Genomic DNA, 25,123 nt, shown 5'->3' on the forward strand with positions numbered 1-25,123 from the left:
TAAAAATCCCCAATCATAACGATTGAGGATTGAGCAAATGAATTTTAAACAATACCTTGTGCAATCATAGCGTTTGCTACGTTTTCGAAGGCAGCGATATTTGCTCCTGCAAGGTAGTCAGTACCAAGACCGTAAGTTTCAGCGGTTGTTTTAGCTGTGCTGAAGATATTGGTCATGATGTCTTTGAGACGTCCATCAACTTCTTCACGGGTCCATGAGAGGCGAAGGCTGTTTTGGCTCATTTCAAGTGCTGATACAGCTACACCACCAGCGTTGGCAGCTTTGGCAGGCCCGTAAAGGATTCCGTTTTCTTTGTAGACTTTAATCGCATCAAGGTCACTAGGCATGTTAGCACCTTCAGATACACAGATAACGCCTTGAGCAACCAAACGTTTAGCTGCGTCACCATTGATTTCGTTTTGAGTCGCACATGGAAGAGCGATGTCGTAGTTCCCAGCGTAAGTCCATACAGAACCTTCATGGTAAGTAGCAGTGGCTTTTTCAGCAGCGTACTCAGTCAAACGTGCACGACGGCTATTCTTCACATCTGCTAGAAGGTCGAAGTCGATACCATTTTCATCAATGACATAACCATTTGAGTCAGATACAGAGATAACAGTTGCACCAAGTTCAGTTGCTTTTTGAAGAGCATATTGAGCTACGTTACCAGAACCTGAAATCACCACTTTTTTACCAGCAAAACTGTTACCATTAGCTTTGAGCATTTCTTCAGTATAGTAAACCAAACCATAACCAGTTGCTTCTGGACGAATCAAGCTACCACCGAATCCAAGAGGTTTACCAGTCAAGACACCAGCATCAAATTGGTTAAGACGTTTATATTGTCCGTAAAGGTAACCAATTTCACGTCCACCAACACCGATATCGCCAGCTGGGACGTCAAGTGATGGTCCAATGTATTTTTGCAATTCTGTCATAAAGCTTTGGCAGAAGCGCATCACTTCAGCATCAGTCTTTCCTTTAGGATCGAAGTCTGATCCACCTTTACCTCCACCGATTGGAAGTCCAGTCAAAACGTTTTTAAAAATTTGTTCGAAGCCGAGGAATTTCAAAATCCCTTGGTTTACAGTTGGGTGGAAACGAAGTCCGCCTTTATATGGTCCAACAGCTGAGTTGAATTGAACACGGTAACCACGGTTCACTTGGACTTTTCCATCACGGTCAACCCAAGGAACTCGGAAAGAAATCACGCGCTCAGGCTCAGTGATACGTGCCAAGATGTTTTCTTCGATATACTCGGGATGTTTTTCAAATACAGGTTCCAAAGTGCTGAAGAATTCTTCAACCGCCTGGAGAAATTCAGCCTCATGCCCGTTACGAGCTTTCACAGTTGCAAACACGCTTTGGATATAATCTTTAGCAGATGTCATATCGTTCTCCTTTTTGTTGTTATATTTTATTACATGAGCCATTATAGCAGAATTTTTTTTGAGTGTAAAGAAAAAAACAGAAATTTTCTAAAAATTCTTTCAATTTACAAAACCGAACGTTTTAGATAGAAATTAGTTTCTCAAAGAGAAAATTTGAAAGTATGGTATAATATTAGAAATAAAAGGAATCTGGAGGATCAGAATCATGGTATCAACGAAAACACAAATAGCTGGCTTTGAGTTTGACAATTGCTTGATGAACGCAGCAGGTGTAGCTTGTATGACAATAGAGGAACTTGAAGGAGTCAAAAACTCAGCAGCGGGAACCTTTGTCACGAAGACAGCGACCTTGGAATTTCGTCAGGGAAATCCTGAACCACGTTACCAGGATGTTCCACTTGGTTCTATCAACTCCATGGGATTACCAAATAATGGTTTAGACTATTATCTGGACTATCTTTTGGACTTGCAGGAAAAGGAGCCAAACCGTACTTTCTTCCTATCTCTAGTCGGCATGTCTCCAGAGGAAACACATACCATCTTGAAAAAAGTCCAAGAGAGTGAGTTTAAAGGACTGACAGAGCTTAATCTCTCTTGTCCAAATGTTCCAGGAAAACCTCAGATTGCCTATGATTTTGAGACAACAGACCGTATCTTGGCAGAAGTCTTTGCCTACTTTACCAAACCTCTTGGGATTAAATTGCCACCTTATTTTGATATTGTTCACTTTGACCAAGCAGCAGCTATTTTCAACAAATATCCGCTCAAGTTTGTTAACTGTGTGAACTCTATCGGAAACGGCCTTTATATAGAAGACGAGTCGGTCGTGATTCGTCCTAAAAATGGTTTTGGTGGCATTGGTGGAGAGTATATCAAACCGACTGCTCTTGCTAATGTGCACGCCTTTTATCAACGCTTAAATCCTCAAATCCAAATCATCGGAACGGGTGGCGTCTTGACAGGTCGTGATGCCTTTGAACATATCCTTTGTGGTGCTAGTATGGTACAGGTGGGAACCACCCTTCATAAGGAAGGCGTCTGTGCTTTTGATCGCATTACCAATGAACTAAAAGCAATCATGACGGAAAAAGGGTACGAAAACCTAGAAGATTTCCGTGGGAAATTGCGCTATATTGATTAAAGTTAGTAAAAAATCAGAAGAAAGGAGAGAAGATGCTAGCCATAGAAGAGAGTCAAAAGGTATCTTTATCAAACTTATCTAGCCTGACCTTATTTACAGGTTCGGACCAAGGTCAGTTTGAAGTTATGAAGGATCAGGTGCTGAAACAGATCGGCTATGATCCAGCCGACCTTAATTTTGCCTACTTTGACATGAAAGAAGTAGCTTATAAAGACTTAGAGTTGGAGTTGGTCAGTCTCCCTTTCTTTGCGGATGAGAAAATCGTGATATTAGACCATTTTGTCGATATCACAACAGCCAAAAAACGCTTTTTAACAGATGATGAGCTCAAGTCATTTGAGGAATACCTTGACAATCCTTCACCGACGACTAAACTTTTGATTTTTGCAGAAGGAAAACTGGATAGCAAAAGACGGTTGGTCAAACTGCTCAAACGAGATGCGACTGTCTTTGACGCTATTGAACCCAAGGAACAAGAGATTCGTCAGTATTTCCGAAAATGGAGTCAGACACAAGGTTTGCAGTTTGAGGGGCAGTCCTTTGAAAATCTACTCATCAAGTCCGGTTTTCAATTTAGTGAAATCCAGAAAAACCTCCTTTTTTTACAGTCTTATAAATCAGACGGCATGATTGAGGAGAAGGATATTGTCGAGGCTATTCCAAAGACTTTGCAGGACAATATTTTTGATTTGACTCAGTTTATTTTAGCTAAGAAGATTGACCAGGCGCGTGACTTGGTTAGAGATTTGACCTTACAAGGGGAGGACGAAATCAAGCTCATAGCGGTCATGTTAGGGCAGTTTCGTACCTTTGCCCAAGTGAAGATTTTATCAGAAGCTGGTCAGACGGAATCACAGATTGCAAGTAGTCTGGGAACTTACTTGGGGCGCAATCCTAATCCTTATCAAATCAAGTTTGCACTGAGAGATTCGAGAGGGATTTCTTTGAGTTTTCTCAAGCGAGCGATTTCTTATTTGATTGAAACAGACTACCAGATTAAGACAGGTGTCTATGAAAAAGGCTACCTTTTTGAGAGAGCGCTGTTACAGATATCTAGCCAAGCGTAATGAGCATAAAACTTGAAAAAAGAGGATGATTGCGTTATCATCTTCATATAGAAAGAAAAAGAGGTATTACAGATGGCTATTATCTTACCAGACCTTCCATACGCATATGACGCTTTGGAACCATACATCGATGCAGAAACAATGCACTTGCACCATGACAAGCACCATCAAACTTATGTCAACAATGCTAATGCAGCTCTTGAAAAACACCCTGAAATCGGTGAAGACCTTGAAGCTTTGCTTGCTGATGTAGACTCTATCCCAGCTGATATCCGCCAAGCGCTTATCAATAACGGTGGGGGACACTTGAACCACGCTCTTTTCTGGGAATTGATGACTCCTGAAAAAACAGCTCCTTCAGCAGAACTTGCAGCAGCAATCGACGCAACATTTGGCTCATTTGAAGAGTTCCAAGTAGCCTTTACAGCAGCAGCTACAACTCGCTTCGGTTCTGGATGGGCATGGTTGGTTGTCAACAAAGAAGGGAAGCTTGAAGTAACTTCAACAGCAAACCAAGACACACCAATCTCAGAAGGTAAAAAACCAATCTTGGGCTTGGACGTTTGGGAACATGCTTACTACGTGAAATACCGCAATGTGCGTCCTGACTACATCAAAGCTTTCTTCTCAGTCATCAACTGGAACAAAGTAAATGAGCTTTATTCAGCAGCTAAATAAAAAATAGGAAGGGAAGAGCCAATCTTCTCTTTTTGGTTTATATGGCAGAAGTCTGACAAAATCGTCAGACTTTTTTCATTTTTATGAGAAATGTGCTAATTGCTAGAAATTATGGTAAAATAGAGTGTTAAGTAATCGTGGAAAAGGAAGACTATGCGTAAAGAAATTGCACCTGAATTATACAACTATAACAAGTTTCCTGGCCCAGAATTTCATGTAAATGGGGATAAGGTTGAGACTGAAGGGATTGCTTTTACCTTGGTTGAAAATATCAAGGATGCCTTCGATGTGACAGTCTTTAATCAACGCTTCTCAGAAGTGTTGACCAAATTTGATTATGTCGTGGGGGACTGGAGCAATGAACAGCTCCGTTTACGTGGCTTTTACAAAGACGATCGAACAGAGGAAAAAATTGAAAAGATTAGTCGGTTACAGGACTATCTTTTGGAGTATTGTAGTTATGGTTGTGCCTATTTTGTCCTAGAAAATCAAGCACCTAAGCGGGCTTCATTTGACAAGAAAATGCGTAAAAAAGAGGAGGAGAACCTTTCTAGAAGAGGCAAGAAACCTTCGCAAAACAAGAGAAAACCAAATGCGGATAAGCGAAATAGACGTCGTCATAAGGACCAAAAGTCTCAGAAAGAGGACAAGGGACAGCGCCATTTTGTCATTCGTCAGAAATAGCTAGAGAATAAGGAGAAGAGATGAAACCGTCTATTTATAGTTTAACACGTCAAACAATGCAAGAATGGGTATTAGAACAGGGAGAAAAGAAATTCCGAGCAGATCAAATCTGGGAATGGCTCTACCGTAAACGTGTCCAGTCATTTGAAGAAATGACCAACCTTTCCAAGGATTTGATTGCTAAACTCAATGACCAGTTTGTCGTAAATCCTTTGAAACAACGGATTGTACAAGAGTCAGCTGACGGTACTGTTAAGTATCTTTTCGAGTTGCCAGATGGCATGTTGATTGAGACAGTACTCATGCGTCAACACTACGGTTTGTCAGTCTGTGTGACCACTCAGGTTGGCTGTAATATTGGTTGTACCTTCTGTGCATCAGGCTTGATCAAGAAGCAACGTGACCTCAATAATGGGGAAATCGTAGCGCAGATCATGCTAGTTCAGAAATACTTTGATGAACGTGGTCAGGATGAACGTGTCAGCCATATCGTTGTCATGGGAATTGGTGAACCATTTGATAACTACAACAATGTTTTGAATTTTGTCCGTACCATCAATGATGACAAGGGGATGGCTATCGGTGCTCGTCACATCACAGTTTCAACTTCAGGTTTGGCCCATAAAATTCGTGACTTTGCTAATGAAGGCGTACAGGTTAATCTGGCTGTTTCCCTTCACGCACCCAATAATGAATTGCGCTCAAGCATCATGAAGATTAACCGTGCCTTTCCGATAGAAAAGCTTTTTGCAGCTATTGAGTACTATATCGAAATAACTAATCGCCGTGTGACCTTTGAATACATCATGCTCAATGAAGTCAACGACGGTGTTGAACAAGCCTTGGAGCTGGCGGAATTGCTCAAAAATATCAAGAAATTGTCTTATGTAAACTTGATTCCCTATAACCCAGTTAGTGAACACGACCAATATAGCCGTAGTCCTAAAGAGCGCGTGATGGCCTTCTACGATACCCTCAAGAAAAAAGGGGTCAACTGTGTTGTTCGTCAAGAACATGGTACAGATATTGATGCAGCTTGTGGACAATTACGCTCCAATACAATGAAACGTGATCGCCAGAAGGCAGTCGCAGCGGTAAATCCATAAAATGACTAAAAAAAGAGAATTAATCTTAAGATTGGGAGTGGCTGTTTACAGCCTTTGCATTGTCTGTTTTTGCTTCACTCCCCAACCTCAGCTTCCTACAGGAGTGGAAACTCCAGGTATTCAAACTTTTGGACGCCTGGTTTTTCTTTTAACTCCCTTAAACTCCCTTTGGAATCTGGGTGAAGTGACCAGTTTGGGACAAGTCCTTTGGATCTTTTTGCAGAACATTTTAAATGTCTTCTTGCTTTTCCCACTAGTCTTTCAACTGATCTATCTCTGTCCAAATTTACGACAAACGAAAAAAATCCTATTTCTCAGTTTTCTTCTGAGCTTAGGAATTGAATGTACGCAGCTGGTCTTAGACTTTTTCTTTGATTTTAATCGGGTCTTTGAGATTGATGATTTGTGGACCAATACCTTGGGTGGCTATCTGGCTTGGGTCCTCTATAAAGGACTGCATAAAAACAAGATAAGGAATTAGAATGAGTATTTTAGAAGTTAAAAATTTAAGTCACGGTTTTGGTGACCGTGCAATTTTTGAAGATGTGTCTTTCCGTCTCCTCAAGGGAGAGCATATCGGTCTAGTTGGTGCTAACGGTGAAGGGAAATCAACCTTTATGAGCATTGTGACTGGTAAGATGTTGCCAGATGAAGGGAAGGTGGAGTGGTCAAAATATGTGACTGCTGGCTATCTGGATCAGCACGCTGTGCTAAAGGAAGGTCAAACCGTGCGTGATGTCTTGCGGACAGCCTTTGATGAGCTATTTAAAGCAGAAGCTCGTATCAATGACCTCTATATGGAAATGGCAGAGGACGGAGCAGATATTGACGCGCTAATGGAAGAAGTTGGCGAACTCCAAGACCGTTTGGAGAGTCGAGATTTCTATACTTTGGATGCTAAGATTGATGAAGTAGCGCGTGCCCTCGGTGTCATGGACTATGGCATGGATACAGATGTAACAGCCTTATCAGGTGGACAAAGAACCAAGGTGCTTTTGGCTAAACTCCTCCTTGAAAAACCAGATATTTTGCTGCTTGACGAGCCAACCAACTACTTGGATGCTGAACACATTGACTGGCTCAAGCGTTATCTCCAAAACTATGAGAATGCCTTTGTCCTTATTTCGCATGATATTCCTTTCCTCAACGACGTAATCAATATCGTCTACCATGTGGAAAATCAACAGTTGACTCGTTACTCTGGTGACTACTACCAGTTCCAAGAAGTCTATGCCATGAAGAAATCTCAGTTGGAAGCAGCCTACGAACGTCAACAGAAAGAAATTGCCGACCTCAAGGACTTTGTCGCTCGAAACAAAGCGCGTGTCGCAACGCGTAATATGGCCATGTCCCGTCAAAAGAAACTCGACAAGATGGATATCATTGAACTCCAAAGCGAGAAACCAAAGCCATCCTTTGATTTTAAACCGGCTCGTACTCCTGGTCGCTTTATTTTCCAAGCTAAGGACTTGCAGATTGGTTATGACCGTCCACTTACCAAACCATTAAACCTCACCTTTGAACGCAATCAAAAGGTTGCCATTATTGGAGCCAATGGTATCGGGAAAACAACTCTCTTGAAGTCTCTCTTGGGAATTATTCCGCCAATCGCTGGGGAGGTTGAACGCGGTGATTACCTAGAACTTGGTTACTTTGAACAGGAAGTAGAAGGTGGCAATCGTCAAACACCACTAGAGGCTGTCTGGAATGCCTTTCCTTCCCTTAACCAAGCAGAAGTCCGTGCGGCCCTTGCCCGCTGTGGGTTGACGACTAAGCACATTGAAAGCCAAATTCAGGTCTTGTCAGGTGGAGAACAGGCCAAGGTGCGTTTCTGTCTCTTGATGAACCGTGAAAACAACGTCTTAGTGTTGGACGAGCCGACTAACCACTTGGATGTAGATGCCAAGGAAGAACTCAAACGGGCGCTTAAAGAATACAAAGGAAGCATTCTTATGGTTTGCCACGAACCAGACTTCTATGAAGGCTGGATGGACCAAATCTGGGACTTTAACAAGCTAACTTAAAAGCAGTAAAAAAGCCAAGTCGAAATGACTTGGCTTTTTTGACTAGTAATTTAAATAGTTTTCAACTTCAGATTTCTCAATTTCTTTACCGTAGTGGCAAATCGGACAAGAAACGAAGTAACTTTTACCATAAGGGAAAAGTGGAATCCAGTAGAGGGTGAACTTGCGCCCAGTTTCTACGATCTCCCAAGTGTCGACATTGTTACAGTGACCACATTCGATCGCAGTTTGCGTATGTCCCAAATCTTTCTGATAACCTTTAGAACCCCAAAATAAAATCATGTCATCGTCTCCTTATCTGTTGATGGCTTATTTTTTGCTGAAGTCGTAGTCTTTCACCACTTCTATACTATCAATGGTGATAGCAGACGTTGGTTTATCTTTCTCATCTTTTTCAGCCTTGGCAATCTTGTCAACAACGTCCATACCATCGATGACTTGACCAAAGACGGGGTGTTTGCCGTCTAGACTAGGATTTCCGCCCTCTTTATAGGCTTCGATGATTTTCTTTGGATACTTGCTAGTAGGAAGTTTAGCAGAAATATCTGTTGAGTTTTGGTTGATGAAGAACTGGCTACCGTTGGTGTTTGATTGACCAGTATTAGCCATAGCAAGGGCTCCTCGGATATTGTATAGGTAAGGAGAGATTTCATTTTTGAAACCAGTTCCCTTGTCCTTTGTTTTATCCTTATCATGCCAGATAGATTGGCCGCCTGTACCATCTCCCTTAGGATCTCCAGTTTGGACCATAAAGCCATCAATGACACGGTGGAAGGTGATGCCGTTATAATAGCCTTCCTTAGCGTGAGTGAGGAAGTTTTCAACTGCTAGTGGTGCTAGTTTTGGAAAGAGTTTGATGCGGATATCGCCTTGATTTGTGTGTAAAATGACCTCAGCTTCGTCTTCAGCAACTTCCTTAGAAAGTTGAGGGAAGTTGGCATTTTCATTGGTCAAAGCGTCATTCAAATCTTTGGCAGCCTGAGCAGCCGCTTTTGAGCTTTCTTCAGCTGAGATACTGGAGTCGACATATTCATCACCACGGAGACCACGTTGGATACTAGTACATCCAGCAAGGGCTACAGTTGATAGTAAAAGAAGGGTTGCTAGTTTTTTCATTGTTAACCTCTCAAAAATTCATTTCTACCATTGTACCTTAAAAGGAGTTTGATTTCAAATTTTAAAATGAGGTTATTTTGCTAATACATGTAATTTTATAGCTTGACTTACTCCATTTTGTTCATTAGAGTATGTTACTGCATTTGCACAGTCTTTGACATCTGTAGGAGCATTTCCCATTGCAATACCGAGACCTGCGGTTTCAATCATGGGAATATCATTATAATTGTCACCCAAGGTCATAATCTCCTTGAGAGGAATTTGATAATAGTTAGCCAATTCTAACAGAGCCTGTTTTTTAGATACTTGATTATGTGTGACTTCAAGATAGTTATCCTTGGAGAGATAAAAGTCGGTTTGAGGGAAATCCATAATGGATAAGATGTTTTGTAGTTTCTGTATAGTGTCTGCCTTATCAATTAATAATAGTTTATGAACAAGAGTATGTTCCTCTCTTATAAAATCTGTTATAGATGTAACTTTTGGACTTTCTCCAGTAATGTTAGCTTCGATTTGTACCCATTTATCTAAAGTATTAACAAACCAATCTTGTCCAGAATAAACATTGATAGAAACTGTCGGAAATTCTCTTTTTAAAAAATCATGAAGAAATGCCAATTCTTTTTTATCAATAGAATGCTGACTTAGAACCTCATCCCCCTTACTGATTAGGGCACCATTATAGCATGCAATTGGAAAGTCGGAAATTCCTAGTTTTCTAGAAATTGGAGCAATACCGAGAGGAGAGCGAGCAGAAGCTAAGACAAAAGGGATTTCTTTTTGTTTTAAAATTGGCATCAGTTCAGGCAAATAAGAGTCTATCTGGTGATTTTTGTCTAAAATTGTTCCGTCAATATCGCTTATAATCAATTTAATATTTCTCATAGCTTCCTCCCTTTTAAAATAGAATAGTTGTTTTGCCATCTAAAGATCGCTGAATTTCTATATCGGGTTCTTTGTCTGTAATCCAATAATCAAAATCAGCTAGTTCAGACAGAATAAAGTGAGAGTGTTTGCTTATTTTACTGGTTTCAGCCAGTAAGACACGAGTTTTGCTTGTTTTAAATGCTCTCTTTTTCATTAGAACATCTTCTTGGTCTTCAAAACTAACTTGACCATCTGAAAGACTTGCAGCTCCAAAAAAAGCTAAATCAAACTTAATAGAGTTTAAAATGTCCGATTCTTCTAGAGAGTAATAGAAACGATTCTTTTTATGAAACTTTCCGCCTAGAATGTGAAAATCGACATTTTCTTTTCCTCCTAGAATAAGCGCATTATCTAATGAATGACTGAAAATACTAACTTCTTTCTCAAGTATTTTAGCTAATTCTAGTACAGTTGTTGAAACATCAAAGAATAGTAGGTCTCCATTAGAAATGAGTTCCTTTGCTAGAGAGGCGATTTTCTCTTTTTCTTTGGAAGATTGTTCTCTCCTGTCTTTAAAGCCTAGTATAGGCTGTTTCTTTATTGATAGCAATCCTCCGTGAGTTCTTTGTGCTCTATTTTCCTTTGCAAGAATAGAAAAATCTCTGCGGACGGTATCTTTGGATACTTGGAAATAGTCAACCATTTCTTTTGCTGAAAGGCTTCCTCTCTCTTCTAAAAGTGTTATGATTTCTTCTAATCGTTGTGCTTGGTACATAAATTCACCTGCTTTCTGACTCTATTTTACTCTTTTTTGCAAGTCGAATCAAGCGTTTATAAGTTTTTTTAATTTAAAATCAATTTATTTAAGTTTTTTGTGGCAAATCTGAAAAAATAAAAACTCTGTCAAGTTTTTTTCTTGACACCTGTCAGAAATCTGCTATAATAGAACATGTGCTAAATAGCTCAGCTATTTCACCGAAATAAAAAAATAAGAAAAGAGACATTAAAAAATGGCAGTTAAAATCCGTTTGACTCGTATGGGTTCTAAGAAAAAACCTTTCTACCGTATCAACGTAGCAGACTCACGTTCACCACGTGACGGACGTTTCATCGAAACAGTTGGTACTTACAACCCACTTGTTGCTGAAAACCAAGTAACTTTGAAAGAAGACCGCGTTCTTGCATGGTTGGCTGATGGAGCTCAACCTTCAGATACAGTTCGCAACATCCTTTCAAAAGAAGGCGTATTGAAAAAATTCCACGATTCTAAATTCTCAAAATAAGTTTAAAGTAGGTTGACAGATGGATACGATTGAAAATCTCATTATTGCGATTGTGAAACCTTTGATTTCACAACCTGATGCCTTAACTATCAAGATTGAAGACACACCAGAGTTTTTGGAGTATCACTTGGATCTTGACCAAAGCGATGTCGGTCGTGTTATCGGTCGTAAGGGTCGCACTATCTCAGCGATAAGAACGATTGTCTACTCTGTCCCAACTGAAGACAAGAAAGTAAGAATCGTTATCGATGAAAAATAAAAAAGCGGGACAGAAGTGTACTGACCCCAAAAAGTTAGACAAATAATTTATCCAAAGGATTTAGTTCTGTACTGCACGGGACTAAGTCCTTTTAGTTTTACCTTAATTCGTTTGTTGTTGTAATAATCAATATAGTCTACAATGACTTGTTCCAATTGCTTAAGTGACTGAAACGACTTCTCATAACCGTAAAACATCTCCGACTTCAAAATATCAAAGAAGGACTCCATCATACCGTTGTCTGGGCTGTTACCTTTACGTGACATAGATGGCTGAATTCCCTTACTCTCTAAAAACCTGTGATAAAAATCGTGTTGGTGTTGCCAGCCCTGGTCGCTGTGTAAAATGGTATTTTCATAGTGTTTCTCTGTGAATGCCTGTTCTAACATACTCTTCACTTGTTCTAAGTTTGGTGGAAAGAAATCACAGTAGATCGTAAATTTCTATCCTTATTTGGACTATTAGCTGGAAGCCATCTGCTATCTGCTATTTTCAATCGCTCGGGACATTTGATTGGAAATGTGATTGAAATTCTCTTCATGGTGACCTATGTTTTACTATTTACCATGTTGCAATCAGGGCAACTTAAAAAATTATTTGACTGGATTGCCTATACGGTTCAAATTGTATCTTTTTCTTCAGCAATTTTTGCGTTTGGTTTATTGGTAAGTAGAGTCCTTATCCTATTTAAGATTGGCGAACAATCTTATTACTATGGTGTCATGAATGGACGTCTGTGGGGAATTGTTAATCCTAATGCTAGTGCGATATTTTCATACATTAGCATTATTTTGGCTATGTATTTGATCCATAAAGGAAGTAAGTATTCTGTTTATCTTAAACTGAACAATGTGATTCAATTAGTTTACTTCGCTACGATGCAAAGTCGAGGAGCCTTACTTTCTTTACTTCTCATGATTGGACTCTATAGTTTCTTTGCTACTAGAGGAAGTATCGTTAAACGATTCCTCACTTTTATAGTTGTTGGTTTGCTGATTACTGCAACTAATATTGGATTAAGCTATGTAACTTCAATCTATATTTCATCTGAAACTACGACTGTCTTAGATTTAAACAAAGGACAATCCTATGCTGAAACAGATTCGTCTGTCGCTAAGAAGAATGGTGAGCTCCATCTGATTGAAACAACACCAAGTGGTAGAACCTATATCTGGAAAAATGCCATCAAGATGGGAAGTACGAAACCAATTTTTGGTTATGGTGTACGAAATGTTCCAGATTACTATACAGAATATTTCAGTAAATTTGAGATTCAAAACTCCCTTATCGGTGGGAATTTCCATAACATTTTTGTGACCATATTTGTCAGTTCGGGAGTTCTAGGCTTAGCATTCTTCTTTCTTATATTGGGATATGTAATCAAGCGCTTTTTAACTTATTTGATTGTTTCCAAGAAAAATACTGATAAATTGATCATGATCCTTTTCTTCGGTATCTTGCTTGGTCAATTATTTGAAAGTCAGATTATGTATTCAACCAACTTTATTAATATCATCTTCTGGCTAGCGATTGGCTATGGACTTGTAGTCTGCAAACAGGATGAAGGAATTCGGTATCAAGAAGTAACAGATGTCAGTGAAATTCAACAGATGGAACTTGGAATCATGGAGTATATTCATGAAGTTTGTCAGAAAATTGGGGTTAAGTATTTCTTAGCATATGGAAGTCTAATTGGTGCTGTTCGCCATCAAGGATTTATCCCTTGGGATGATGACATGGATATCTGCATGTTACGAGAAGATTATGAAAAGTTACAAGACTACCTTATCGCTAACCCTGATGAACGTTACGAGGTCATGTCTTATAAAAATAATCTCAACTATGTCTATCCCTTCATGAAAGTGCAGGATAACCATACCTACTTGTTGGAAGAAGATGTTCGCATCGATTCAAATATGGGGATATATGTAGATATTTTCCCTGTAGATGGCTACGAGGATGACGTAGAATTTAAAAACAAGATGACGAAACTGATAAAGAAACGTCAATTGAGTTGCTACACCTTTAAAGGCATTACTAATACGAAAAGTGTACTGAATTCACTGCTACGCTATGTGTCAGTTATTATTTTCTATTTCACCAATACGAACAAATACGTTGCCCAGATTGAAGAGCTTGCAAAATCCCGTAAAGTCTCAGATTATGAGCAAGTGGATTATCTTATCTACAAAGATATGAACAAACCAGTGTGGAGACGTGAATGGCTGGAACAAGCTACTACTGGAACATTTGAAGGTAAGGAATTTACCATTCCGAAAAATTATCATGAAATTTTGACCTCAGACTACGGAGACTATATGCAATTGCCACCGGTTGAACAAAGAGTATCTCATCATGATTTTAAATTGTGGAAGATTATTAAAAGGTCTAAATGACGAGATTGAAATTAAGAAACGTTTAAAAATATAGTCAAATTTAGGAGAATAAAACCTATGTCTGAAAGAACTTTAACTCTTGAAGAAATCAAACAAGTAGAATTGGATATTTTAAAGTATCTACATGAGCTTTGTGAACAACATCAAATCAAATACTTTATTGATTTTGGAACCTTACTAGGAGCTGTACGCCATAAAGGATTCATCCCTTGGGATGATGATACAGATATTTCCTTAGCGCGTGATGAATTTGAAAAACTGTATAAGGTTTTACAAAATGAAAATCATCCCTACTATAAATTGATTTCATTCAGAGAAACAAAGGGATATCCATACAGTTATATGAGAGTCTATGATGTAAGGACACGTCGAGATGCTAACCTCGTAGACCCAACGGTCGTATTGGGAACTTGCGTTGACATTTTTCCATATGATGGTGTCGTAACACAGGAAAGTGACCGTAAGAAAATGAAACTCTACAAATATTTCGTTCGCCTTTCTTCTTTGAATTTTAAAGGGATCAAGTCTGAGAATGGTGGACTTAAAAACCTCCCTCGTTATATGGGATCAGCTATTTTCCGCTTAACTTCTCCACAGCTATGGAATCAAAAATTAGAGAGTCTTGCTTTGAAGTATAGTGTAGATCAAGCAACAGATCTTACTTGTACTATCTATGACCCTTATTATCCAAATGGTATAAAAAAAGAATGGCTCTATGATTTGATTGATATGCCTTATGAAAACATTGTGGTCAAGGTTCCTAAAAAATACCATGAAATACTTGTCTACGAATTTGGAGAAAACTATATGACTCCACCCCCTATTGAGCAGCAAGTCCCAGGAGGGGATAAAAACTACTGGATTGATTAGATTAGTAAAAGTTGCTTATTGTTAAGATAAAGGAGTTTTCAAGATGAAAAATAAATGGTTATTAAAATCAGTTAGATATAGTGTTCTCGCATTCTTTCTATTACTGATTCAGTTATCGCAAGGAGTAGATGCAGATACTATCTCTGCAGGTTCGGGCAATCGTATCCATTTCATAAATACTAAAGCAAAATCTGGAAGTGATGCCATCCTTCTGGAAAGTAATGGTCATTATGCTTTGATTGATATGGGAGAAGACTATGATTTCCCTGATGGGAGTGACCCACGCTATCCAAGCCGCTGGGGAATTTCCATGAGAAATAATCAAGTATTGGAAGATCGCTTGATTCGCCACCTGGATCAAATAGGTGTAAAAAAATTAGATTTTATTCTAGGAACTCATGTCCATAGTGACCATATTGGTGGAGCGGATGAAATACTCAATCGATATCAAGTCGGTAAGTTTTATTTGAAAAAATATTCAGATGATCGGATCACCTCACACTGGGGACTTTGGGATAATCTTTTTAATTATGATAATGCTTTGAGAGCAGCTCAAAGACGCGGAGTTACTCTTATTCAGAATATTTCAGATGAGGATAGCCATCTAAAATTAGGTGATATGGATATCCAACTCTATAACTATAAGAATGAATATGATGCTGATGGGAATCTGAAAAGAGTTCGAGATGATAACTCCAACTCCATTGTTTCAGTGGTGACTGTGGCAGGAAAGAGAATCTATCTTGGTGGAGATTTGGATAATGCTGAGGGAGCAGAAGATAAGTTAGGTCCAGTTATCGGCAAGGTTGATATGATGAAATGGAACCACCATTATGATGCGACAATTTCAAATACGATTAATTTCCTTGAAAACTTATCACCAAAAATGGTTATTCAGACAACTGGTGGAGATATTAATGTTGCTTCAACCAGAGAATACCTTCAGAAGAAAAATATTCAGGTTCTGCATGCCGCTAGCCAAACTCAAGACGCTACCGTTTTTGATATTAGCGATAAAGGATTTGCTAATGTTTCAAATACCTTCCCTGATATCCCTGTAGTTGACGAAAAATGGTATCAAGAAGATGGTTATTGGAAATATCGTTTGACTGACGGAGAAATGGCTATCGGCTGGAGAGAGATTGGCGGAGCCACTTACTTCTTTAACGGAAAAGGACAAATGCAAGCAGGTCGCTGGCTTCATCTTAACGACGACTGGGGAGAAAATGCCAAAGGGAATGATTACTATCTGAACCAAAATGGTAAAATGCAAACTGGTGGTTGGTTCAAACTAGATGACTCTTGGTATTATATCCAATCAAATGGTGCTAGACGATTTAGCGAGCTCTCTGAAATTGGAGGGAAAAAGTATCTCTTTGCGGCAGATGGGAAGATGCTAACAGGACATCAAGTCTATAATGGCAAGAAGATGTTCTTTAGCGAAAGTGGTGCACTCCAAGCAGCAGGTAAGCCTTCAACTTGGCAAAAGATTGATTCAGATTGGTATTTCTATGATGAGGATGGGCTAAAGACTGTCGGTAAAAAGAATATTAATGGAAGCACGTACTACTTTAATCAAGAAGGTGTCATGCAAACAGGCTGGGCCTTTGTTGATGGTCACTGGAACTATTTTGCAAGTTCTGGAGCTATGAAAACCGGCTGGGTCAAGGATCAGGAAACATGGTATTATTTGGATAAAGATGGCATCATGTTAACTGGAAGCCAAGATATTAATGGTGTCCGTTACTATTTGAATGCCAGTGGTGCCATGCAAACAGGCTGGGCTTTTGTTGATGGTCACTGGAACTATTTTGCAAGTTCTGGAGCTATGAAAACTGGTTGGGTCAAGGATCAGGAAACATGGTATTATTTGGATAAAGATGGCATCATGTTAACTGGAAGCCAAGATATCAATGGTGTCCGTTACTATTTGAATGCCAGTGGTGCCATGCAAACAGGCTGGGCCTTTGTTGATGGTCACTGGAACTATTTTGCAAGTTCTGGAGTTATGAAAACTGGTTGGTTGAAAGATGGTGAAGCTTGGTACTATCTTGAAGGAAAAGAAGGCATTATGCTGGTCGGCCTTCATCAAGTAGATGGTAAGCAATATTACTTTAGCAAATCTGGTGCCATGCAAACTGGCTGGAAATGGTCTGATAATCATTACCGTTACTTTGAATCAAATGGAGCCATGAAAATTGGTTGGATAAAAGACAAAGGCGTTTGGTATTATCTAAATCCTGAAGATGGTATCATGTTGGTTGGTCTTCATAAAGTAAATGGTGATCATTATTACTTTGATGAATCAGGAGCTATGCAAACGGGTTGGAAACAGCTTGATGGTAATTGGTACTATTTCCAAGCTGATGGTTCTTTATTGAAGAACGCAACAACACCTGATGGTTATAAAGTAAACGAAGAAGGTATCTGGAAACAGGCTGTTGCTGCTGTAAATAGCGAGGCAGTTAAGCCAGAACAGAAACAAGAATCTAATTCCTCTATTGTTGAACAACCTAAACAAGATTCAAACCTAGAAGCCAACGCTTCTGAAAAGAAGGAAAAAGAATAAAGAAGAAATCCCCTACTGCCAACTAATTTATCAGTAGGGGATTTTTAATTTCGTTTTAATTTAGCAAGTACAAGGTTCAGTGCATAGTGGAGTGTTTTGTCTTTGGCGATAAAGAGGGTCAAGAGATAATAGATACCACAAGTTGCTACGGTGGAAAGAACCATGAGAATCATATTGAAGTTTACTGTGTAGGAATTGATTTGGAAAATCATTTTGAAAATATAGAAGATTGGGATAAAACCAAGGGATATGAGGCTATAACGTGTTAAGGTTATAAAAATTTCTTTTAAACTAATCAGTTGATGTTTCTTGATAAAATGAATTTCAAGTAAAACTACGATAGTTTCTGCGATAATGGTCGTAGCGATGTAATACTCAGGTGCAAAAATATTATTGAAATACAAGATGCTATTTAATAGTATATTGGCGCCACCACCGAGGAAGTAAAAGGCAGTTAAGCGATTTTCATGGTCGTTGATAAAGATAATCTGTTTACCAAGAATCAATTCAATAGCCCAGATGATGGTACGAAAAGCGAAGACGCTAGTTACGATACCCGCTTCAAGATATTTTTCAGAAGAATAAATAACAGTTGCGTACCGTCCCAATATCATAATCCCGATACTAGTTGGAACCATAAGGAAATAGAATAAGGATGCCGCTTGATTCACGAGATAATTATAGGACTTGTAATCCTTTTTACCGAGATAGTAGCCAAGGCGCGGAATACTGACGTTGATAGCTCCACTCAAGACACTGGCAATCAACATGACGATACTATAGGCAATTGTATAATAAGAAATGTAGTTTTCATCTGGTCCCTTGGTGATAAACATTCTATCTAGCAAGGTATAAAGCATATTAGCGTTTGCTAAGAGAAGCATAGTAAAGAGTGGTTTAGAAGCTTTAGCTAATTCGACGAAACCAATCTTAACAAAAGAAACTTCTCTCTTAATCCAAAGAAAACTGAGCAGGTAGTTGAGGATAGTGGTCGCTGTCATAACGATAGCATAAGGAACGATATCATCTGCCGTTTTAACAAAGGCGAAGATAGCGACCAGCATGGTAATTCGAATAATTAATGTTTTATAGAGGATGAAGGCATAATTTTCATAAGCCTCGTTCATCCATTCGATATTGAGAAATTGGAAGAGTGCTTGGGCCCCTAGGATATAGTAGAGGACTTTCAGATTCTCAATGCTGGTGTCAAAGAAGATAATGAGGAAGTAGATACCAGTGGTCAGGAGAGAGGTAAAAACAGAGATATAAAACAACTTAGAAAAGACGTAGTTGATTTTATTCTTGTCATCCTTGACCTTACTGATAGCTCGAATCCCGTAGTTGTATATTCCAAAGGCAGCTAGTGGAATAACAAAGCTAGCCCAGGTATTGGCCGTATTGAAATAACCGTAGTTGGATTTGCTGAGAATCCGCGTCAGATAAGGATTGGTTATCAGTGGAAAAACGATATTGAGAATATTGACCAGCAAGCTGGCCAAGGCATTTACTTTTATATTTTTCATTGAACTTTCTTTCTTAAATCTAAAATCATATCTAGTATTATATCACATTCTCGCTTCATTCTTTTGATAAAATCGTAAAAATCTAGTATAATAGATAGACTGAAAGTATGAGGTTACTAGATATGAAGATGAAACAAATTAGTGATACAACACTGAAAATCACGATGACTTTAGATGATTTGATGGATAGAGGAATGGAGATTGCAGACTTTCTCGTTCCTCAGGAAAAAACCGAAGAGTTTTTCTATGCTATTTTAGATGAGTTAGAGATGCCAGACAATTTCTTGGATAGTGGTATGCTGAGTTTCCGCGTGACGCCAAAACCTGATAAGGTGGACGTCTTTGTGACCAAATCCAAGATTGACCAAACTCTGGATTTTGAAGATTTGGCGGACCTACCTGACATGGAAGAATTGGCCCAAATGTCGCCAGATGAATTTCTCAAGACTCTAGAAAAGAGTATCGCAGAGAAAACCAAGGACGATATTGAGGCCATCCAATCTCTAGAGCAGGTTGAAGCAAAGGAAGAAGAGCAAGAGCAGGCAGACAAGGAGACGGAGAATAGGAAAGAACCTTATATCTACTATATCCTGCGCTTTGCAAGCCTTGCTGACTTAGTTGCTTTTGCAAAGACGGTTAACTACCAGATGGAAACCTCTGAACTCTATAAGATGAATGGGCACTACTATTTGACAATCTTAGTCGATGTAGAAAATCATCCTAGTCCATATCCGGCCTGGCTCTTGGCTCGTATGCGTGAATTTGCAGACGACAGTGACATCAGTCGTTCAGTCTTGCAAGAGTATGGGCAAATATTGATTAACCATGACGCAGTTCTCGGTCTGCAAAAGATTCGTTCATAATTTTTAAAATCAATTTTCATTTATCAAGAAAGACGAATCATGGGATTCGTTTTTTCTTTTCTAGATCGAAATAGTGATTTACTATAATAGGAATTTTCACAAAATTCTGTTATAATGGCTATATCAGAAAATTTCTAGGAGACAAACATGACAGTTAAAATTGCTTTACTTGGATTTGGTACCGTTGCAAGTGGTGTGCCATTCCTACTAAAGGAAAATGGAGAAAAAATCGTTCAGTCAGCTCATTCAGAGATTGAAGTAGCCAAGGTATTGGTCAAGGATGAAGATGAAAAGAACCGCTTGCTTGCAGCAGGAAATGACTTTAACTTTGTAACCAATGTAGATGATATTTTGTCAGATCAAGACATTACAATCGTAGTGGAATTGATGGGACGTATCGAACCAGCTAAAACCTTTATCACTCGTGCCTTAGAAGCTGGGAAACACGTTGTTACTGCTAACAAGGACCTTTTGGCTGTTCATGGTGCAGAATTGTTAGAAATCGCTAAAGAGCATAATGTAGCACTTTACTATGAAGCAGCAGTAGCTGGTGGGATTCCAATTCTTCGTACTTTGGCAAATTCGTTGGCTTCTGACAAAATTACGCGCGTTCTTGGTGTCGTTAACGGAACTTCTAACTTTATGATGACCAAAATGGTCGAAGAAGGCTGGTCTTATGATGATGCTTTGGCTGAAGCTCAAAGACTTGGATTTGCAGAAAGTGACCCAACAAATGACGTGGATGGGATTGACGCAGCTTATAAGATGGTGATTTTGAGCCAATTTGCCTTTGGCATGAAGGTTGCCTTTGACGATGTAGCCCACAAGGGAATCCGCAACATCACACCAGAAGACGTAGCTGTTGCCCAAAACCTCGGCTATGTAGTGAAATTGGTAGGTTCTATCGAGGAAACTCCTTCAGGTATTGCTGCGGAAGTAACTCCAACCTTCCTTCCTAAAGCCCATCCACTTGCCAGTGTGAATGGGGTAATGAACGCTGTTTTTGTAGAATCTATTGGTATCGGTGAGTCTATGTACTACGGACCAGGTGCTGGTCAAAAACCAACTGCAACAAGTGTTGTAGCGGACATTGTCCGTATCGTTCGTCGCTTGAATGATGGCACCATTGGCAAAGACTTCAACGAATATAGCCGTGAACTTGTCTTGGCAAATCCAGAAGATGTCAAAGCCAATTATTACTTCTCAATCTTGGCGCCAGACTCAAAAGGTCAGGTCTTGAAATTGGCTGAAATCTTTAATGCTCAAGATATTTCCTTCAAGCAAATCCTCCAAGATGGCAAAGAGGGTGACAAGGCACGTGTAGTGATTATCACTCATAAGATCAATAAAGCACAACTTGAGAATGTTTCAGCTGAGTTGGCCACAGCTTCAGAATTTGACCTCTTGAATACCTTCAAGGTGTTAGGAGAATAGGATGAAGATTATTGTACCTGCAACCAGTGCCAATATCGGGCCAGGTTTTGATTCGGTCGGTGTAGCTGTTACCAAGTATCTTCAAATTGAGGTCTGTGAAGAACGAGATGAGTGGCTGATTGAACACCAGATTGGCAAATGGATTCCCCATGACGAGCGTAATCTTTTGCTTAAGATTGCCTTGCAAATTGCGCCTGATTTGCAACCGAGACGCTTGAAAATGATCAGTGATGTTCCCCTGGCGCGTGGTTTAGGTTCTTCTAGCTCGGTTATCGTTGCTGGGATTGAACTGGCCAACCAACTGGCCAAGCTCAACTTATCTGACCATGACAAATTGCAGCTGGCGACCAAGATTGAAGGACATCCTGACAATGTGGCTCCAGCTATTTATGGTAAACTCGTTATTGCAAGTTCCGTTGAAGGGCAAGTCTCTGCTATCGTAGCAGACTTCCCAGAATGTGATTTCCTAGCCTACATTCCAAACTATGAATTGCGTACTCGAGACAGTCGTGGTGTCTTGCCTAAAAAATTGCCCTACAAGGAAGCAGTTGCAGCTAGTTCTATCGCAAATGTTGCTGTTGCAGCCTTGTTAGCAGGAGATATGGTGACAGCTGGACAAGCAATCGAGGGGGACCTCTTCCACGAGCGTTATCGTCAAAGTCTGGTCCGTGAATTTGCGACGATTAAGCAAGTAGCTAAAGAGAATGGGGCCTATGCGACCTATCTCTCTGGAGCAGGGCCGACAGTTATGGTCTTGGCTTCTCATGACAAGATGCCGGCGATTAAGGCAGAATTGCAAAAGCAGTCTTTCAAAGGCAAACTGCATGATTTGAATGTTGATACCCAAGGTGTCCGTGTCGAAACAAAGTAAAGAATAGAAGATAGGATGGGGAAACTCTTGACCAGAGGGCTTCCTATCCTTTTTTTGAAAAGAAGTTTATACTCAATGAAAATCAAAGAGCAAACTAGGAAGCTAGCCGCAGGTTGCTCAAAACATGGTTTTGAGGTTGTAGATGAAACTGACGAAGTTAGCTCAAAATACTGTTTTGAGGTTGCAGATGTAAGCTGACGTGGTTTGAAGAGATTTTCGAAGAGTATTAGTTAAAAACTTGATAAAGGAGAAATAAAGATGGCAGAAATTTATCTAGCAGGTGGTTGTTTTTGGGGTTTAGAGGAATATTTTTCCCGAATTTCGGGAGTGCTAGCTACCAGTGTAGGCTACGCTAATGGGCAAGTCGAAACAACCAATTACCAGCTGCTCAAGGAAACAGACCATGCAGAGACTGTTCAAGTAATTTATGATGAGAAGGCAGTGTCACTTAGAGAAATTTTACTTTATTATTTCCGTGTTATTGATCCCTTGTCTATTAACCAACAAGGGAATGACCGTGGTCGCCAATATCGAACGGGGATCTATTATCAGGATGAAGCAGACTTGCCAGCTATCTACACAGTGGTGCAGGAGCAGGAGCGTATGCTGGGTCGAAAGATTGCAGTAGAAGTGGAGAAACTTCGCCACTACATTTTGGCTGAAGACTACCACCAAGACTATCTCAAGAAAAATCCTTCAGGTTATTGTCATATCGATGTGACCGATGCTGAGAAGCCATTGATTGACGCATCTAACTATGAAAAGCCTAGTCAAGAGGTGTTAAAGGAAAGTTTAACTGAAGAGTCTTACCGTGTTACGCAAGAAGCTGCTACAGAGGCTCCATTTAGTAATGCTTATGACCAGACCTTTGAAGAAGGGATTTATGTAGACATCACGACGGGTGAACCGCTTTTTTTCGCTAAGGATAAGTTTGCCTCAGGTTGTGGTTGGCCAAGTTTTAGTCGTCCGATTTCTAAGGAATTGATTCACTATTACAAAGATCTGAGTCATGGAATGGAGCGAATCGAGGTTCGTTCTCGGTCAGGAAATGCTCACTTGGGTCATGTTTTCACAGATGGACCTCAGGAATTAGGTGGCCTGCGTTACTGTATTAATTCTGCATCTTTGCGTTTTGTAGCTAAGGATGAGATGGAAAAAGCAGGATATGGCTATCTATTACCTTACTTAAACAAATAAAACTGAGAGGGTGGGGCTTCCCACTTTCTTCATTTCCAGAATAAGAATAGAAGGGATTTATGAAACACTTACTATCTTACTTCAAACCCTACATCAAAGAGTCGATTCTAGCACCCCTGTTCAAGCTGCTAGAAGCTGTTTTTGAACTCTTGGTTCCCATGGTGATTGCTGGGATTGTTGACCAGTCCTTGCCCCAGAGAGATCAGGGACACCTCTGGATGCAGATTGGCCTGCTCCTTATCTTTGCAGTGATTGGCGTTTTAGTGGCCTTGATAGCCCAGTTTTACTCAGCCAAGGCAGCGGTTGGATTCGCCAAGGAACTGACAGATGACCTTTATCGTCATATTCTTTCCTTACCCAAGGATAGCAGAGATCGTCTGACAACTTCTAGCTTGGTGACTCGCTTGACTTCGGATACCTACCAGATACAGACTGGTATCAATCAATTCCTGCGCCTCTTTTTGCGAGCGCCTATTATCGTCTTTGGGGCTATCTTTATGGCCTATCGCATCTCGGCTGAGCTAACTTTCTGGTTTTTAGTTATGGTTGTCATTTTGACGATTGTCATTGTCGGTCTCTCTCGACTGGTCAATCCTCTCTACAGTAGTCTCAGAAAGAAGACGGATCAGCTGGTTCAGGAAACACGCCAGCAATTGCAAGGGATGCGAGTTATTCGTGCTTTTGGTCAAGAAAAACGAGAGTTACAGATTTTTCAAACCCTTAACCAAGTTTATGCTAGATTACAAGAAAAGACAGGTTTCTGGTCTAGTTTGTTAACACCTCTGACCTATCTGATTGTCAATGGAACTCTTCTCGTCATCATCTGGCAGGGCTATATTTTTATACAAGGAGGTTTACTCAGTCAAGGTGCTCTCATTGCCCTTATCAACTATCTCTTGCAGATTTTGGTGGAATTGGTCAAACTAGCTATGCTGATCAATTCTCTCAACCAGTCTTATATCTCAGCTAAACGAATCGAGGAAGTTTTTACCGAAGCTCCAGAAGATATTTTTTCAGAATTAGAACAAAAACAAGCTACCGGTGATCGGGTTTTGCAAGTCAAAGAATTGACTTTTACCTATCCTGATGCGGCCCAGCCTTCTCTAAGAAACATTTCCTTTGATATGAATCAAGGGCAGATCCTTGGTATCATCGGGGGAACTGGTTCTGGTAAATCAAGCTTGGTGCAAGTCTTACTAGGTCTTTATCCGGCAGACAAGGGAAGTATTGACCTTTATCGAAATGGACGTAGTCCTCGTAATCTTGAGCAATGGCGGTCTTGGATTGCCTATGTGCCCCAAAAGGTCGAACTCTTTAAGGGAACTATTCGTTCCAACTTGACTTTGGGTTTCAATCGAGAAGTGTCTGACCAGCAACTCTGGCAGGCCTTGGAGATTGCGCAAGCTAAGGATTTTGTCAGTGAAAAGGAAGGACTCTTGGATGCCCTGGTTGAGGCAGGAGGTCGAAATTTCTCAGGTGGACAAAAACAAAGGCTGTCTATCGCACGTGCAGTCTTGCGCCAAGCTCCATTTCTCATCTTAGATGATGCGACCTCGGCCCTCGACACCATTACCGAGTCCAAGCTCTTGAAAGCTATTAGAGAAAATCTGCCAAATACGAGCTTAATCTTGATTTCTCAACGGACTTCGACACTTCAGATGGCTGACCAGATTCTCCTCTTGGAAAAAGGTGAGCTCCTAGCTGTTGGTAAGCACGAGGAATTGATGAAGACTAGCCAAGTCTATCGCGAAATCAATGCATCCCAACATGGAAAGGAGGACTAG

General features: G+C 40.0%; 22 protein-coding genes and 2 pseudogenes. 17 read left to right on the top strand and 7 right to left on the bottom strand.

Going from position 1 to position 25,123, the window contains the following annotated elements:
- Positions 1-44: 44 nt before the first annotated feature.
- A complete protein-coding gene (gene gdhA, locus AC4ME5_RS07305) occupies positions 45-1,391 on the bottom strand; it encodes an NADP-specific glutamate dehydrogenase (RefSeq protein ID WP_491800425.1) in 1,347 nt (448 codons plus the stop codon).
- A 205-nt stretch (positions 1,392-1,596) separates the two neighbouring features.
- On the opposite strand from gdhA, the gene AC4ME5_RS07310 reads away from it, so the two are divergent.
- The 7 genes from AC4ME5_RS07310 to AC4ME5_RS07340 all read left to right on the top strand — a co-directional run bounded on the left by AC4ME5_RS07310 (position 1,597) and on the right by AC4ME5_RS07340 (position 8,091).
- The gene (locus AC4ME5_RS07310; RefSeq protein ID WP_491800426.1) at positions 1,597-2,532 is read left to right on the top strand and encodes a dihydroorotate oxidase; all 936 of its coding nucleotides are present in this window, start codon (positions 1,597-1,599) and stop codon (positions 2,530-2,532) included.
- 32 nt (positions 2,533-2,564) lie between these two features.
- Positions 2,565-3,599, top strand: coding sequence for a DNA polymerase III subunit delta (gene holA / locus AC4ME5_RS07315; protein WP_491800427.1), 1,035 nt, complete (start codon positions 2,565-2,567; stop codon positions 3,597-3,599).
- Between the two features lie 72 nt (positions 3,600-3,671).
- Complete coding sequence (gene sodA / locus AC4ME5_RS07320; protein WP_247945194.1) at positions 3,672-4,277, top strand: superoxide dismutase; 606 nt, start codon at positions 3,672-3,674, stop codon at positions 4,275-4,277.
- A 153-nt stretch (positions 4,278-4,430) separates the two neighbouring features.
- The gene (locus tag AC4ME5_RS07325; protein ID WP_247945193.1) at positions 4,431-4,961 is read left to right on the top strand and encodes a YutD family protein; all 531 of its coding nucleotides are present in this window, start codon (positions 4,431-4,433) and stop codon (positions 4,959-4,961) included.
- 20 nt (positions 4,962-4,981) lie between these two features.
- The gene (gene rlmN / locus AC4ME5_RS07330) at positions 4,982-6,067 is read left to right on the top strand and encodes a dual-specificity RNA methyltransferase RlmN (protein WP_491800428.1); all 1,086 of its coding nucleotides are present in this window, start codon (positions 4,982-4,984) and stop codon (positions 6,065-6,067) included.
- 1 nt (position 6,068) lies between these two features.
- On the top strand, positions 6,069-6,548 hold the full coding sequence (locus AC4ME5_RS07335; RefSeq protein WP_096422027.1) for a VanZ family protein: 480 nt from the start codon (positions 6,069-6,071) through the stop codon (positions 6,546-6,548).
- 1 nt (position 6,549) lies between these two features.
- Positions 6,550-8,091: an ABC-F family ATP-binding cassette domain-containing protein gene (locus tag AC4ME5_RS07340; protein WP_096422029.1), complete on the top strand. Its 1,542-nt coding sequence runs from the start codon at positions 6,550-6,552 to the stop codon at positions 8,089-8,091.
- Positions 8,092-8,133: 42 nt separating this feature from the next.
- Here AC4ME5_RS07340 and AC4ME5_RS07345 read toward each other — a convergent pair whose 3' ends face one another.
- From AC4ME5_RS07345 to AC4ME5_RS07360, 4 genes are all read right to left on the bottom strand, one after another.
- Positions 8,134-8,373: a zinc-ribbon domain-containing protein gene (locus AC4ME5_RS07345; RefSeq protein ID WP_000600214.1), complete on the bottom strand. Its 240-nt coding sequence runs from the start codon at positions 8,371-8,373 to the stop codon at positions 8,134-8,136.
- 27 nt (positions 8,374-8,400) lie between these two features.
- Complete coding sequence (locus tag AC4ME5_RS07350; RefSeq protein WP_084939105.1) at positions 8,401-9,207, bottom strand: peptidylprolyl isomerase; 807 nt, start codon at positions 9,205-9,207, stop codon at positions 8,401-8,403.
- A gap of 72 nt (positions 9,208-9,279) precedes the next feature.
- Positions 9,280-10,092 (bottom strand): Cof-type HAD-IIB family hydrolase, encoded by an 813-nt coding sequence (locus tag AC4ME5_RS07355; protein ID WP_033606116.1) that lies wholly within the window; start codon positions 10,090-10,092, stop codon positions 9,280-9,282.
- A 13-nt stretch (positions 10,093-10,105) separates the two neighbouring features.
- Entirely contained in the window at positions 10,106-10,849 is a 744-nt protein-coding gene (locus tag AC4ME5_RS07360; RefSeq protein WP_045617342.1) for a DeoR/GlpR family DNA-binding transcription regulator, read from the bottom strand.
- A gap of 235 nt (positions 10,850-11,084) precedes the next feature.
- Between AC4ME5_RS07360 and rpsP the strand changes: the two genes are divergently transcribed.
- Positions 11,085-11,357 carry a 30S ribosomal protein S16 gene (gene rpsP, locus AC4ME5_RS07365; RefSeq protein ID WP_000268760.1) on the top strand — a complete coding sequence of 91 codons (273 nt, stop codon included), beginning with the start codon at positions 11,085-11,087 and terminating at the stop codon, positions 11,355-11,357.
- Between the two features lie 19 nt (positions 11,358-11,376).
- Entirely contained in the window at positions 11,377-11,616 is a 240-nt protein-coding gene (gene kphA / locus AC4ME5_RS07370) for an RNA-binding protein KphA (protein WP_000379617.1), read from the top strand.
- Between the two features lie 47 nt (positions 11,617-11,663).
- Here kphA and AC4ME5_RS07375 read toward each other — a convergent pair.
- Positions 11,664-12,029 (bottom strand): annotated as a pseudogene (locus tag AC4ME5_RS07375) (IS3 family transposase); the annotation flags it as partial.
- On the opposite strand from AC4ME5_RS07375, the pseudogene AC4ME5_RS07380 reads away from it, so the two are divergent.
- The 3 genes and pseudogenes from AC4ME5_RS07380 to AC4ME5_RS07390 all read left to right on the top strand — a co-directional run.
- Positions 12,030-14,012, top strand: a pseudogene (locus AC4ME5_RS07380) (O-antigen ligase family protein); the annotation flags it as partial.
- A gap of 57 nt (positions 14,013-14,069) precedes the next feature.
- Positions 14,070-14,882: a LicD family protein gene (locus tag AC4ME5_RS07385; protein ID WP_084920604.1), complete on the top strand. Its 813-nt coding sequence runs from the start codon at positions 14,070-14,072 to the stop codon at positions 14,880-14,882.
- A gap of 43 nt (positions 14,883-14,925) precedes the next feature.
- The gene (locus tag AC4ME5_RS07390; protein WP_491800417.1) at positions 14,926-17,451 is read left to right on the top strand and encodes an MBL fold metallo-hydrolase; all 2,526 of its coding nucleotides are present in this window, start codon (positions 14,926-14,928) and stop codon (positions 17,449-17,451) included.
- A 44-nt stretch (positions 17,452-17,495) separates the two neighbouring features.
- On the opposite strand, the gene AC4ME5_RS07395 is transcribed toward AC4ME5_RS07390, so the two are convergent.
- Positions 17,496-18,974: an oligosaccharide flippase family protein gene (locus tag AC4ME5_RS07395; RefSeq protein ID WP_491800418.1), complete on the bottom strand. Its 1,479-nt coding sequence runs from the start codon at positions 18,972-18,974 to the stop codon at positions 17,496-17,498.
- 122 nt (positions 18,975-19,096) lie between these two features.
- On the opposite strand from AC4ME5_RS07395, the gene mecA reads away from it, so the two are divergent.
- The 5 genes from mecA to AC4ME5_RS07420 all read left to right on the top strand — a co-directional run bounded on the left by mecA (position 19,097) and on the right by AC4ME5_RS07420 (position 25,123).
- Positions 19,097-19,837, top strand: coding sequence for an adaptor protein MecA (gene mecA / locus AC4ME5_RS07400; protein WP_491800436.1), 741 nt, complete (start codon positions 19,097-19,099; stop codon positions 19,835-19,837).
- A 147-nt stretch (positions 19,838-19,984) separates the two neighbouring features.
- Positions 19,985-21,271: a homoserine dehydrogenase gene (locus tag AC4ME5_RS07405; RefSeq protein ID WP_491800419.1), complete on the top strand. Its 1,287-nt coding sequence runs from the start codon at positions 19,985-19,987 to the stop codon at positions 21,269-21,271.
- 1 nt (position 21,272) lies between these two features.
- A complete protein-coding gene (gene thrB / locus AC4ME5_RS07410) occupies positions 21,273-22,142 on the top strand; it encodes a homoserine kinase (protein WP_167265416.1) in 870 nt (289 codons plus the stop codon).
- A 258-nt stretch (positions 22,143-22,400) separates the two neighbouring features.
- Complete coding sequence (gene msrB / locus AC4ME5_RS07415) at positions 22,401-23,339, top strand: peptide-methionine (R)-S-oxide reductase MsrB (protein ID WP_084939121.1); 939 nt, start codon at positions 22,401-22,403, stop codon at positions 23,337-23,339.
- Positions 23,340-23,398: 59 nt separating this feature from the next.
- Positions 23,399-25,123, top strand: a complete 1,725-nt coding sequence (locus AC4ME5_RS07420; protein WP_491800420.1) for an ABC transporter ATP-binding protein — start codon at positions 23,399-23,401, stop codon at positions 25,121-25,123.

The sequence above is a fragment of the Streptococcus sp. A69 genome (assembly GCF_058556195.1).

What these genes read in the sequence shown, in the direction of transcription:
- gdhA (WP_491800425.1), bottom strand. Translation starts at nt 1,391, where the DNA reads ATGACATCTGCTAAAGATTATATCCAAAGCGTGTTTGCAACTGTGAAA.
- AC4ME5_RS07310 (WP_491800426.1), top strand. Translation starts at nt 1,597, where the DNA reads ATGGTATCAACGAAAACACAAATAGCTGGCTTTGAGTTTGACAATTGC.
- holA (WP_491800427.1), top strand. Translation starts at nt 2,565, where the DNA reads ATGCTAGCCATAGAAGAGAGTCAAAAGGTATCTTTATCAAACTTATCT.
- sodA (WP_247945194.1), top strand. Translation starts at nt 3,672, where the DNA reads ATGGCTATTATCTTACCAGACCTTCCATACGCATATGACGCTTTGGAA.
- AC4ME5_RS07325 (WP_247945193.1), top strand. Translation starts at nt 4,431, where the DNA reads ATGCGTAAAGAAATTGCACCTGAATTATACAACTATAACAAGTTTCCT.
- rlmN (WP_491800428.1), top strand. Translation starts at nt 4,982, where the DNA reads ATGAAACCGTCTATTTATAGTTTAACACGTCAAACAATGCAAGAATGG.
- AC4ME5_RS07335 (WP_096422027.1), top strand. Translation starts at nt 6,069, where the DNA reads ATGACTAAAAAAAGAGAATTAATCTTAAGATTGGGAGTGGCTGTTTAC.
- AC4ME5_RS07340 (WP_096422029.1), top strand. Translation starts at nt 6,550, where the DNA reads ATGAGTATTTTAGAAGTTAAAAATTTAAGTCACGGTTTTGGTGACCGT.
- AC4ME5_RS07345 (WP_000600214.1), bottom strand. Translation starts at nt 8,373, where the DNA reads ATGATTTTATTTTGGGGTTCTAAAGGTTATCAGAAAGATTTGGGACAT.
- AC4ME5_RS07350 (WP_084939105.1), bottom strand. Translation starts at nt 9,207, where the DNA reads ATGAAAAAACTAGCAACCCTTCTTTTACTATCAACTGTAGCCCTTGCT.
- AC4ME5_RS07355 (WP_033606116.1), bottom strand. Translation starts at nt 10,092, where the DNA reads ATGAGAAATATTAAATTGATTATAAGCGATATTGACGGAACAATTTTA.
- AC4ME5_RS07360 (WP_045617342.1), bottom strand. Translation starts at nt 10,849, where the DNA reads ATGTACCAAGCACAACGATTAGAAGAAATCATAACACTTTTAGAAGAG.
- rpsP (WP_000268760.1), top strand. Translation starts at nt 11,085, where the DNA reads ATGGCAGTTAAAATCCGTTTGACTCGTATGGGTTCTAAGAAAAAACCT.
- kphA (WP_000379617.1), top strand. Translation starts at nt 11,377, where the DNA reads ATGGATACGATTGAAAATCTCATTATTGCGATTGTGAAACCTTTGATT.
- AC4ME5_RS07385 (WP_084920604.1), top strand. Translation starts at nt 14,070, where the DNA reads ATGTCTGAAAGAACTTTAACTCTTGAAGAAATCAAACAAGTAGAATTG.
- AC4ME5_RS07390 (WP_491800417.1), top strand. Translation starts at nt 14,926, where the DNA reads ATGAAAAATAAATGGTTATTAAAATCAGTTAGATATAGTGTTCTCGCA.
- AC4ME5_RS07395 (WP_491800418.1), bottom strand. Translation starts at nt 18,974, where the DNA reads ATGAAAAATATAAAAGTAAATGCCTTGGCCAGCTTGCTGGTCAATATT.
- mecA (WP_491800436.1), top strand. Translation starts at nt 19,097, where the DNA reads ATGAAGATGAAACAAATTAGTGATACAACACTGAAAATCACGATGACT.
- AC4ME5_RS07405 (WP_491800419.1), top strand. Translation starts at nt 19,985, where the DNA reads ATGACAGTTAAAATTGCTTTACTTGGATTTGGTACCGTTGCAAGTGGT.
- thrB (WP_167265416.1), top strand. Translation starts at nt 21,273, where the DNA reads ATGAAGATTATTGTACCTGCAACCAGTGCCAATATCGGGCCAGGTTTT.
- msrB (WP_084939121.1), top strand. Translation starts at nt 22,401, where the DNA reads ATGGCAGAAATTTATCTAGCAGGTGGTTGTTTTTGGGGTTTAGAGGAA.
- AC4ME5_RS07420 (WP_491800420.1), top strand. Translation starts at nt 23,399, where the DNA reads ATGAAACACTTACTATCTTACTTCAAACCCTACATCAAAGAGTCGATT.